The organism is Chryseobacterium electrogenes (genome assembly GCF_053553015.1).
In genome coordinates, this window is record NZ_JBNPPB010000002.1 from 1,789,584 (window position 1) to 1,802,064 (window position 12,481).

Below are 12,481 nucleotides of genomic sequence, written 5' to 3' on the forward strand. Positions count from 1 at the left end.
AAACTCTACACTTTCTATTCTTTAGAAATAGTAGCATAGAAAACTTATCTTTAACTATATATTAAAAAGGATAACCAATAGCAATATTAAGAATTAGATTATCTTTTCGCCAAGCACTATCACCAAAGTTAATCCTATCCAAAACCCAACGATCTCCTTTTTCATAATATGGTATACGTAGTGGCATTGCCATATCTAATCTTAGCACCAGAATAGAAAAGTCCAAGCGTAGACCTACACCTGCACCAACGGCTAATTCGTGCATAAAGTTTTTAGAGAATTTACCTCCGGGACGCATTGGATCTTCATTAACCAACCAGATATTCCCAGCATCTACAAACGCTGCAACATTTAAAAATTTATATAAATTTGCACGATATTCTGCATTAAATTCTAACTTAATATCACCAGATTGATCAAAGTAGAAACTTGCATTTTGAACTCTCGGATCATAACTACCAGGCCCAAGCGTTCTTGCTCGGAAAGCCCGGATACTGTTACTACCGCCTACAAAAAACTGCTTGGAGTACGGTACAAATTCAGAATTCCCGTAAGGATAAGCAACACCAGCTATCAGTCTGGTTGCCAAGTTAGTTTTCTCTGTAAATTTGTGATAAAACCTAAAATCATTTTCCAACTTTATATATTGGCTAAATGGCACTCCAAAGATATTTTTCTGCTTTCCATCCTTTGCATTAGCGCCCGTTATTAGCCCAGTTATGTTACCAGCCAGATCCAACATACCACGGTAATAGATGGTATTGGTCTGTGGCGAGGTCGTATTGGTGTAAGTATAAGCGTAAGTTGGACCAAAGATCAACTGCTTGTCTACAACCCTTTGCAAAGTAGGATTGGCAGGAATTCCTTCCGCAGGATTTCCGTTGATTTGTTCTTGATACTTCTCTGTTACAGTTTGTGGTGCCACCATGGTAATATCAATCACCTTCAGGTCGTGTTCTTTTCTTATATTTTCTTTCCAAACATAACCAAATGATCCATTGAAGTTGTGAAGTGTATAAAGCTGTGTACGACTTTGATATTCGTAACCCAGATTAATATTAGTTCTTGGGACAAAAGCACTCGAAGAGTTAAAACGGAACGGCGCTACAATTCTCGGGATAGAAAGTTGCATATTAGCACCTGCTCTAAAAATATTATTGGCGTCTTTAGGACCACCCATTTGTACATCAAAAGCACCATAAAGAGAACCTTTCAGCTGTTCTGCACCACGAAAAATATTGCGATGTGTCCAGTTAAGATTAAGCTCACTACCAACGTAATTAGCAGAGTTAGTTCTTCCCAAGGTTTCTAATCGTAGAGATTGAATTTCTCTTGGCGTTAAAAGATAATAGGCATCAAATTGATGCTTTAAAGAATCAGAAACTACAAACTCATTTTTCACAAACTTGAAAACACCCAAGCTAATCAATCGATTAAGAGTCAGGTTATGATTCTTACGATTATAAAGATCTCCTTTTTTGAAGTATAAAGCGCGATCAAAGATTTTCGGTTTAAATTTATGATCTGGATCTATCACGTAAATATCCTGGTAAGCATACTTAGATAAAGAGTCAGCTTCCATCGGGATGTTATACTTTCCTTCTTTGACATCTCTAATATTATAGTTAGGAAAAACAACTACTTTATCAATACTATATTGTTGTGTAGCCAGATCTGGTGTCTGATCTTTTAGTTTAACATTAAGCTCTACCTTATGATTTTTAGTCACAGTACTATCCGCCTGTACGATAATATTATCTGGATGAAAGTAATAAAAACCTCTTTCTTTGAGCGCATTATCAATTCTTTCTCTTTCAGCTTTGATAACATCAAGATCAAAAGGAGCACCGGTTTTAAGCAAAGATTTAGCTTTAAGATTCTGTATTTCTTTGTTTATTAACGTAGAATCTTTTTGAAACTTCACTTCACTTATAAGATATTGAGCACCAGGATTTAGAGAATAAATAACTTTAGCTCTTCTATTTTTAGAAATAGTATCTGCTGTTGCTTTGGCATTAAAATAGCCTTTATTTTCTGAATAGTTAACCAGAATTTCTTTATTAAATTCTCGATCAACATCAGAGAGTAAAACAGGTTTTTCGCCCATTTTATACTTCAACCAATAATTAAAGCCTTTTTGCTTTTTAGGCTCTTTGGCAATGTTATAGAAAAATAATTTTGGACGAAGCCCCAAAAAAGTAGAATTAGGTTTCGGGGTTAGATTGCTTTCTAATGTCGCCTGAAGTTCTTTCTTTTGCTTTTTAGAAATACTATCATTTTTAATTTTAACCTCAGCACCTGTGTAGAGCATTTGCCCTTCTTTCAGATATTTAATATTACTACAAGAGGCAACGATTGTCACTAGAGTTAGCGCAATGATTGGTTTGTAATAAAGAGAAAGTCTACCATTCATCATTTAAAATCTACTACTTGGTTATTATTTGATTTTTTATTTAATTTTTGTCTTTTCGATTTCTGAAAAATCTCTCGGAATTTATCATAATCTAATGTGATAATAAAGCCGACACCAGTCTCTACAATCTGACCTTGCAACGCCACTTGATACTCGTTTTTACGATAAGCTCTCAACATGTATCTTCCGTCTTTAGAAAGGCTATAATCTACAGTAATATCGCCTGCAATATTGGTCATATTTTCGTTTTGTCGTGCATCTCCTTCTAGACCAAAATTACTACCGACAGAAACTTTTAGTCGATCATTAAGAAGTTTTTTACTGATATCAACGTTAAGATCTGTTCTTGTATTTTTTTCGCCACTGCTATAATCTTCTGAGGACTCTAGTCCCAAATTAAGATCTACACCTTTTATAAGATCTGACGCCAAATTGTTAAGTTGCTGAGACAATATCTTGCTTACACTTTGTCTTGCCATTGCTTCTGCAGATAATCCCGCACTACTCTCAAATGGATTTTCGCCAATGAAACGATTCAATAAAAGCAAAGCAAAAACCTGCTTGTTCATTTCGTTTTCCTGAGTCCTAAGTTGCGTCAATTTTTGATCTACAATATCTTTTACATTAGAAGACACCGAGTTATTTTTTTCATCTGTTGTAATATCGAATGTAATACTAGGTTTTAGTAATTCGCCATTCATTTTTAATAAAGTATTGAACTCTATTCTTTGTTTAAATTGATTAAGAATAGAAGCACTTTCTCCACTTAACTGCTGCTCTACAAGATCAATTGGTGCCGCTTCTGTCTTGTAAACTGCCGTGATATCCATTATTGCAGCCGTTGGCTCACCAGTCCAAGTAATAGTACTTCCTTTTTGGATCTCGAATTGGCGTTTTAATAAACTTACTGACATATCATAGCTACCTTTTTCTACTTCGTAAACCCCAACCAAAGTTGTCTTTCCGGATGGATCTATCCCTCCCGTTAACTCTGCTTCTCCTTGTAATTTTACAAAATCACCGTTAGCTTTATCGATAACGACAGACATTTTTGCCTCTTTATTTACTTCAATATTAACGCTAACATTCATCCCTTTAAACTTAGTCTGAGAGCTTAAAGAATCTGCAACAATTGTTTTATCTAATACGATCTGATCTTGGTCAATAAATTCTACAATCCCATCTCGATCTTGTAATGCCGGACTAGATTGTGGCAAAACAAAAGTAAAATCTGTTGCCTCAGAAACGGCTAATCTTCCGTCTACTTTTGGCAAATCTAGATTACCTCTAACTTTTAAAGCAGCATCTATAGCGAGAATTCCGTACATCATAGCATCGTTAGATTTCTCAGAATTAACAACTTTAAAATCCTTAGCATTAAGATCTAAGTTAAATGTAAAATCTTTGTAAGTCTTTGTGAGAACTTGTCCATCTATCTTTAGAGAATTGCCATCTTTATCATTAATTCTAAAATTATCAAATTCTATTCCTCTGTTGGTAAAGGAGATTTTGTCATTTATTTTCCTAAAATCACTTCCCGTCTGGGCAATCATCAATCCTACATTATTCATTTTTACATCTCCAACAATACTAGGAGCAGCAGCCGATCCGGCAATTTTTAGATCACCAGAAAGATAACCTTCTGTATTGGTAATAGCATTCATAGAAAAACCTTGAAGCGTTTTCATCTGAAGCTGCTTCATAATTAGATCTAAGTCAAACGTACTTGTTGACGTATTATATTGACCTGTAATATTAACGTCATTATTATTGCCAGTCAGCGCAATATTAGCATCCATAATATTAGCCGTCGTATTCTCTACTTTAACAGCTAGATTACCAACTGGACTACCAAAAACAGCTAAATCCGAGACGTTAATATCTGATATAAAAGTCATGTCTTTGGTTAAGTTTCTCAACTGAGCAGTTCCGTTAATCATACCCTTTGCGAGAAGAGAATCTTTCTTGATAATTTCTGTAATGGTCTCTATCTTAAAATCTTTAATGGAAATATCCAACGGATTTCCGGCAAGGTTTTTATCGGATTGCAGCAATATCTGGCTTCCTGCATTGGACAATCTAAAATTATTAGCAAGAATGCCATTGCTTCCAATTTGTATATTATTATCTTCTGCTACTGCCCAATCTGTATAATTTAACTTTAATCCATCAGGATTAAGTGCAATTTCTGTGATATCATTAATAGACTTTGCATGCCCGGCAATTAGAAATTGCGTCACATCTTTGTCATCCTTAGTTGTGATGTTATAATTAATAATATTATTAGCTATATCACCGTTTACGTTAACTTTATTAATAGCAAAACTTTCGCTTTTTAATGCAGCAAGATCAAGATTATATTGCAATGCTTGATTATCATTAGTCACCTTAAGAGAAGTATTCTCTAAGGTATTATTTCCGTATAAAACCTGTGGGATTTTTGCATCTAATTCTATCTTCTGAGAGTCTGCATTGTAAGTTCCATCAACATTAATAGTTTCGAAGCTTTTCAGTTCTGGTACAAACTTCCTTATCAGATCATCATTTTTAATTTTAGCGTTGAAACTGAAAAACTGTCCTGCATCAATTTTTAATGCTTTCTCCGGTTTTTGAAACTGATAATATTGATTAATCGTTTGTTGTAAAGCACCGAAAATCTGAGTCAGTTTATACTGTCCATTCAATTCTAGATCAGCAATCTGAGAGTTAAGTTTAATTTGTTTAGAATCTGCAGTAGAGCTTGCAAGTAAGTTAACTTCTTGTATCGGGAAAACCTCTTTGGTATCAGAAATAGCAAAGTTTTTAATATTAAAATAGCCATTAAGATAATCAGGATCTAGATTAGAAAAATCACCATCTAGCTCACCAGCAATAATCATTGGCGTATCATAGAAACCAAGTTTATGTATGTCTAATTTGGTAATTTTACCGTTAACTTTAACCGTTGGATTTTTTTCGCTGTAAATACCAGATGCCATTAAATCTAAGTTAGCATTAGGATCTTTTGAGTTCAAAATAACATTGTAAGCGCCATGATTAATGCTGCCAATAAGATTCATATTCTGATAGCGATAGTCTTTGTAAACCGCAGATTGAACGTTACCATATAACTTGACATTGGCTTTTTTGAAATCAAAACTTTGACCTTTAGCAGAAATCTGAGCTGTAATAGCTCCAACATCTTTATTCTGAATGAATTTTCCTATTTGCAAATTCTGCAAGTTAGCCTTTACATCATACAATTCTTGATCTTTTTTTCTCATATCCAACTTGGCTACCAGAGAAGCATTCCCAAGTGTAGAAGATAGATTGAGATCGGTATCTACCACTTTTGTCGTGCCTTTTGCAATTCCTTTAATATTAAATTGTGACGGCAAAGCAATGTTAGATGGAATGGTATTTTTTGGCACCAAATTAAAAATAGTCTGCGCAGTTGCTGAGAATTCTCCAATTCTTAAATCGTAGTACAATTGATCGGGATTCATCGCATTTTTTATTCTACCAGAAGCAGACACACGTAATTTATCAAGTCCAGATAGCTTTAATTCATTAATTAATAAATCATTGACAGTCCCTTTTGCATTGGCGTTAACTGACAAGACCGCATTAGGATATTTATTGAAAGGAACAGTGGTTCTTAAACTCGGAACTAAATTTAAAATATCCGAAAATCCTATTTTTGAGTTATTGATATTTGCCGAAATTTTAACTGCTCCAAGATTGGACGATAACTGCTCAACCGAATCATAATTGACAATAACCTCATCTCTTAGAATAGTTTTGGAAGTCTGTAAATAAAGATTCTTGAGGTAAGCTTCTTTCTCTGCATATACAAAATCTGTATTAAATTTCTGAATATCCAATCCTCTTGCCTCTTGGATTTCTGCAGACTTTACACTTCCTGCAAAGCCATTATTTTCCATTTTAAAATCCCTCACATCAAGATTTAATTTTGAAAAATTAAGATGATTAGCATCCAGTCCACTTTTTGTAGGTGCAATGGCGGTATTATTGTAATTAACTTTGACGTCTTCTAATAGTAATTTACCCAGAAGTAATGTCATGGCTTTTTCTTTGGCAGAGTTGTTTTTCTGCTCTGTTGTCTGCTCTTTTTTAGAGGTAGAATTCTCTGTAGGAAGGTACAAATTAGCATTAATATCTGCGCCTGTCAAATAGACTTTACCAACATCATAAGCATTGTTTTCTAGATTAATACTATTGACTTTGGTATTTAGTTCTTTAAAAATAAGTTTTGCAAAAGTTTTGGTATTTTCATCACCGTAATCAATATCAAAATTGGTTAATTTAATACCATTAAGCCCCAAGGTCATTGGCTTATTTTGGTTAAGAGAATCTACTTTTTTTTCTACTTTTTCAGAAACCTCTTGGATAAGATCTTGTTTTAATTTTAGCTTTAATCCATCAAGATTAATATCGTTAACGGCATAAGAATTTTTTTCGAGATCAAAGGTTTTTACACGAGTATCAAAGGATTTAAAATAAACATTAATATCATTTTTGGATTGTTGATCGTTAAAAGTAACGCCAATATCCTTCAATCTAATTTTATCCAGAGAAATAATAAACGGCTTGGATGCGCTTTCCTCTTTATCAGAGGTTGCAAAAGCATTAAGAATATAATCAAAATTGAATTTTCCATCTGGCTTTCTAACCATATTAGCCCTCACGCCTTCTAAGTCTATAGAAGTGATATCTGCTTTAGAATCGATAAGTTGCCACATATCAAGTCCTGCGTCTAATTTTTTCACCGCTAGAAGTGTATCAATATCTTGACCTTTTAAGTAAAGATTTTCTATCACCACACTATTCGGAAAACCAATATAGATCTTGTCTAGGCTTACTTTTGTTTTTATTTTATCTTCTAGATAAGCAATTGCTCGGTCTTTAATAAAATTCTGAACAATAGCGAGTCGTAGGCTTAGTATAAGTATTATTAAAAACACCAAAATAGAAATTATGGTGATAACAATACGCCTGAGGATTTTCTTTTTATTAATTATTATTTTCAAATCTGTGTAATTACGCGATACCCATTGCAAATACCGTACTATATCGTAATATTAATAAATTTTATTGATATATCATTGACTTTGAATGGATAAAAATAACTTTTACCTAAGCACTATCATCGAAACCTAAAAACTAATGCAGAAATAGAATATCGTGGAGATTCAGTAGAAATTTATTTCTAAAAAGATAAGCCGAATTATTGCTCTTTCTTCAGTTCAAAAATAAAATTATCAAGATTATCTTCATCTTCTCTTGATGGATTATGCACAAAATGGTTCTTTAACAATAGCTTTTTAGAAGATTCATTATATCGACTGGTGAATGCTTCTATCAGGTCAAGATTTAATTCTTCAAAACCATAATTAACAACCGCCTTCATGGCTTCGTCCATATAACCATTCCCATGGAAATCAGGCTTCATCGCATAACCCATTTCAGCAGTTTTACGATTTTTAGAAAAATTCCACAAGCTTATAGAACCCATCATTTCTTTAGTTTCAGAATCTCGCAAGGCCCAATTAACAGATTCTCCGGCCTCTAACTGACTGCTTATCAATTTTATATTATTTACAGCTTGCTCTATTTCTGTGTAAGGATCACGCTTGATATATCGCATAACTTCTGGATTAGATTTTAAAAAGAAAACAGTATCTGCATCACTTAACTCTATCTTATTAAGAATTAATCTAGACGTTTTAATAATTGGAAACATTGCGTTAATTTTATTCGTTAATAATATAAAAATTTTATTGAATTAACACCAAAACAGTAACATTTTGACAAAATAAAGTTAAAAACAATTCAACATTCACTTTGAAAGCTAAAAATAAATAATTATCTTCATCCCTTTATTTATAAAAAGTGTAATGACTATGAAAATGTACAAGAAAATGACCCTTTCTGCCTTGTTGATTTCATCACAAATTGTGATTGCTCAACAAAATCCCCAAGCAGAAAAACTCAACCCAATCGTCCAAAGTATTGTTAACGAAGCCAATAACAATTCTCAATTAGAAGGACTTGCTTTTGAACTGTTGGATGTTATCGGACCTCGATTAGTAGGATCTCCAGCTATGGAACAAGCCAATGATTGGTCTATTGACAAATTTAAAAGTTGGGGAATTGATGCCAAAAAACAACAATTCGGAGAGTGGGCATCGTGGCAACGTGGCATTACGCAGGTAGAAATGACCTCGCCAAGAGTAAAAAGTCTAGAATCTATGCAATTAGCATGGTCACCTGCTACCAAAAAACCTATTGATGCAGAAGTCGTTATACTCCCAAAAGTTAACAGCCCACAGGAATTTACCAACTGGCTAAAAACTGTAAAAGGAAAATTTGTACTTCTATCTCAATATCAACGTTCTGGTAGACCAGATTATCAAGTAAAAGAATTTGCATTACCAGAAAACTATGATGCTTTCAAAAAACAAAGAGATCAAGATGCCGAAGATTTCAGAGCTTTAGTTAAAAGTACTGGATATGACAACAACACTTTGCCAGAAGCATTAGAAAAAGCAGGCGCAGCAGGAATTGCAATTTCTAACTGGACAGGTATTATGGGCGCTAACCGTATTTTTGGTGCTAAAACTAAAACAATCCCAACAATTGATATTGCTGTAGAAGACTACGGAATGCTTTATCGTCTAGCGCTTAATGGTAAAAAACCAACCATAAAAGTTAATACTCAATCTAAGAATCTTGGTACTGCAAAATCCTTTAATACCATTGCAACAATTCCTGGAAAAGAAAAACCAAATGAATATGTAATTCTTTCTGCACATCTTGATTCTTGGGATGGCGGACAAGGTGCAACGGATAATGGTACCGGAACTATCACGATGATGGAAGCTGCAAGAATCCTTAAAAAATACTATCCTAACAATAAGAGAACAATCATAGTTGGGCTTTGGGGCAGCGAAGAGCAAGGTCTTAATGGATCTAGAGGTTTTGTATATGACAACCCTGAGATTATAAAAAATACCCAAGCAGCCTTCAACCAAGATAATGGTACAGGACGCGTTGTCAACATCCAAGGCCAAGGTTTTGTTAACTCTTATGATTATCTAGGAAGATGGATGTCTGCATTACCAAAAAGCATCTCTAAAAATATAGAAACTTCTTTCCCTGGGATGCCAGGTGGTGGTGGATCAGATCACGCTTCTTTTGTAGCAGCAGGTGTACCTGGTATTTCATTAAGTTCTCTTAATTGGGGATATTTTGGGTATACTTGGCATACAACAAGAGATACTTATGACAAAATTATGTTTGACGAAGTGAGAAGTAACGTAATCACAGCAGCTGTTATGGCATATATGGCATCAGAAGATCCAGAAACTGCTAGTAAAGAAAAACGTGTTTTACCAGCAGGTCAAAAATGGCCAGAAGTAAAAGAACCGAAACGAACAGGAACTAACTAATATAAAACCTTAACGTTTATTTTAAATAAAAAAAATACCTTCATATTCTGAAGGTATTTTTTTGAAATTATTATTTTTAGATTAAGTTATTTTTTCTTTTCTTTTAATTCTTCTTTGTCTTTATCAGAAGGATTCCAGACTTTAACTTCAGAGTTTTTATCAATCCCAGAAATAATCTGAACATTAATACCATCGCTAGCGCCTAATTTCACATAAGCCTTCTTAAAGCTTCCGTTAGCTTGTTTTACCTCAACAAAAGATTTGTCTTGATTACCAACTTTCTCATATTGTATTAGTGATTCGTCCAATAACAAAGCATTTTTCTGACTGCTCATTAAGATCTCACCATTGGCACTAAAACCAGCACGGATATACTCATTGGTTTTGTTATATACATCACCTTCTACAGCAAATTTTATAGTTCCGGCTTCTTCTTTTCCTTTTGGAGCAATTAATGTCAATTTACCTGGGAAAGATTTATTTTGAAGAGCACCAATAACCACATTCATGTCCATACCCATTTTCAATTTACCAGCTTGCGCCTCATCTATTGTCCCTTGAAAAATCAAAGATCCAAGATCTGCGATAGAACAGATAGTTGTCCCAGCATTGAAAGAGTTAGCCTCAATAACCTGACTTCCGACTTTAACAGGAATTTCTAAAACCGTACCTGCAGCTTTAGCTCTAATCTGCGTGGTTGCCATATTTTGTAGTTCTGGCGTAGCACCAGTTCTTACAATAAGCAATCTTTTCTGTGCCGCATTAAGCTGTTGTCCAGCTAGTTTTTGTTGCTGAATAGTTGTCTGTAATTGCTGCTCTGCCGTGATATATTCTTGCTTAGAAATAACACCTTGCTTATACAATTTATCCTGCATCGCGAATTGCTTCTGCTGATTATCTACATTAATTCTTGTATTATTCAATTGAATTTCTGAGTTTTTAATTTCCTGAGTTGCCGCGTTAACCTCTGAGATACTTGGGATAATTCTTAAGGTCGCTAATAGTTGTCCTGCAACCACTTTGTCCCCTTCTTTAACATCAATAGTCTGGATAATCCCTGCGATGTTAGGTTTAATTTCGATTTCCTCACGTGGTACTATCTTTCCTGTTGCCATCACTTTGTCTTCTAGATTAGAAATAGTAGGCTTACGTGTCAAGAAAATTTCGTTCTCGGTAGAATTGGATTTTACGACATAACTAATTCCTGCAAACAAAGCTGCCAGAACAATAAGTCCTAAAAATAGGTACAGAAACTTTTTAAAGGTGAACTTCTTTTTCATTATGAAAGTATGTTGTTAGTTTATATTTAATTAAATTTTTGATGTATTATTCTGATCTTAACGCTTCTATTGGACGGATTCTCACCGCTCGTTGTGCCGGGATCATCCCTATAAGTAATCCTAAAACCAGCATAATCCCTAGTGCCGTAAAGACATTACTGTAATCTACCGTTGGATTATAAAACGGAAAAGAATCGTTATTGGCTGTTGCGACATTAAGTCCCATCAACAAGAAAATCCCGAATAAAAATCCTATTAATCCTGATGACAATGTAATGACCACACTTTCTAACAAAATCTGATTTCTTACCTCGCTAGGTTTTGCCCCCAAAGCACGTCGTATTCCGATTTCTTTCGTTCTTTCTTTAACGGTAATTAATAAGATATTAGAAATAGCGATAACACCTGCCAAAATAGTTAATGTCCCAACAACAATGGTTAAAAACTGCATCCCTGTTAAGAATCCTGTTAACTTCTTGAATTCTTTACCAAGGTTAAAACTCCCGAAAGCATTAGTATCCTCTGGCGAAGCGTGGTATTCTTTCTTTAGCTCTAGCTTAGCCAATTCTTCCACATCATTGACATTGGCATTTTCTTTACTTACAATGGCAAAAAAATCAACTACATCTCCTGCGTTATACATTTTATTATAAGTAGAAAACGGAATATACGCAGACTGATCACTGGATAAAGGCCCTCCATTTTTCGGTACTCTAAAAACGCCAATTACGGTAAAAAATACTCCTTTTATATTGACTGACTTCCCGATTGGATTTTCGTTTTTCTTGGCATCAAAAAGGTTTTTATAAACCTCTTCTCCTATAACAGCTACATTTTTACTGCTTGTTACGTCTGGCTCATTGATGTATCTTCCGAATAATAATTTTTTCTCCGAAATTAAATTCCCAATAGGAAAATCACCCGTCAACATATACGTTTGAGATTTCCCATTTCTTGCAATTTGCTCTGGAGGATTTCCAAAATTACCACGTGCACTTTGTGGTGAGATATAGTCAATCTGTGGTATTTTTGCTTGCAACATCTCTATATCTTTAAGATGAAGCTTCATAGTTCTACCTTTAGGAAAGCCCTCAAAAGGAATATTAGTATTCTGCGCCCATAGAAAAATTGAATTGGTTGCAAAGCCAGAAAAAGCTTTATTAAAACCATTTTCCATACCCTTAGCAGCTCCCAATAGACTTACATATAAGAACATACCCCATCCCACTCCAATCATTGTCAGAAAGGTACGTAGCTTATTATTACTGAGAGAATAATAAATTTCCTGCCAAGTATCAAGTTTGAATAAAATCTTCATTATGTAATCTTTATAGATT

6 protein-coding genes are annotated in these 12,481 nt (G+C 34.3%); 1 reads left to right on the plus strand and 5 read right to left on the minus strand.

Translation table 11 applies throughout. The features are described 5' to 3' along the window. Window positions 1-61: 61 nt before the first annotated feature. The 3 genes from tamL to ACQQ6V_RS08190 all read right to left on the minus strand — a co-directional run bounded on the left by tamL (window position 62) and on the right by ACQQ6V_RS08190 (window position 8,156). Window positions 62-2,413, minus strand: coding sequence for a translocation and assembly module lipoprotein TamL (gene tamL, locus ACQQ6V_RS08180; protein ID WP_448846188.1), 2,352 nt, complete (start codon window positions 2,411-2,413; stop codon window positions 62-64). Further along, window positions 2,413-7,443 (minus strand): translocation/assembly module TamB domain-containing protein, encoded by a 5,031-nt coding sequence (locus ACQQ6V_RS08185; RefSeq protein WP_448845048.1) that lies wholly within the window; start codon window positions 7,441-7,443, stop codon window positions 2,413-2,415. The genes tamL and ACQQ6V_RS08185 overlap by 1 nt, the downstream gene beginning before the upstream one ends. Window positions 7,444-7,640: 197 nt before the next feature. Beyond that, window positions 7,641-8,156, minus strand: coding sequence for a GNAT family N-acetyltransferase (locus tag ACQQ6V_RS08190; RefSeq protein WP_448845049.1), 516 nt, complete (start codon window positions 8,154-8,156; stop codon window positions 7,641-7,643). Window positions 8,157-8,316: 160 nt separating this feature from the next. On the opposite strand from ACQQ6V_RS08190, the gene ACQQ6V_RS08195 reads away from it, so the two are divergent. After that, complete coding sequence (locus ACQQ6V_RS08195; protein WP_448845050.1) at window positions 8,317-9,864, plus strand: M28 family peptidase; 1,548 nt, start codon at window positions 8,317-8,319, stop codon at window positions 9,862-9,864. Window positions 9,865-9,950: 86 nt separating this feature from the next. On the opposite strand, the gene ACQQ6V_RS08200 is transcribed toward ACQQ6V_RS08195, so the two are convergent. Then, on the minus strand, window positions 9,951-11,144 hold the full coding sequence (locus ACQQ6V_RS08200) for an efflux RND transporter periplasmic adaptor subunit (RefSeq protein ID WP_448845051.1): 1,194 nt from the start codon (window positions 11,142-11,144) through the stop codon (window positions 9,951-9,953). A gap of 46 nt (window positions 11,145-11,190) precedes the next feature. Continuing rightward, on the minus strand, window positions 11,191-12,462 hold the full coding sequence (locus ACQQ6V_RS08205; protein WP_448845052.1) for an ABC transporter permease: 1,272 nt from the start codon (window positions 12,460-12,462) through the stop codon (window positions 11,191-11,193). Window positions 12,463-12,481 lie beyond the last annotated feature (19 nt).

Coding starts and splice junctions, on each gene's coding strand:
- ACQQ6V_RS08190 (WP_448845049.1), bottom strand. CDS start 8,156: ATGTTTCCAATTATTAAAACGTCTAGATTAATTCTTAATAAGATAGAG.
- ACQQ6V_RS08205 (WP_448845052.1), bottom strand. CDS start 12,462: ATGAAGATTTTATTCAAACTTGATACTTGGCAGGAAATTTATTATTCT.
- tamL (WP_448846188.1), bottom strand. CDS start 2,413: ATGAATGGTAGACTTTCTCTTTATTACAAACCAATCATTGCGCTAACT.
- ACQQ6V_RS08200 (WP_448845051.1), bottom strand. CDS start 11,144: ATGAAAAAGAAGTTCACCTTTAAAAAGTTTCTGTACCTATTTTTAGGA.
- ACQQ6V_RS08195 (WP_448845050.1), top strand. CDS start 8,317: ATGAAAATGTACAAGAAAATGACCCTTTCTGCCTTGTTGATTTCATCA.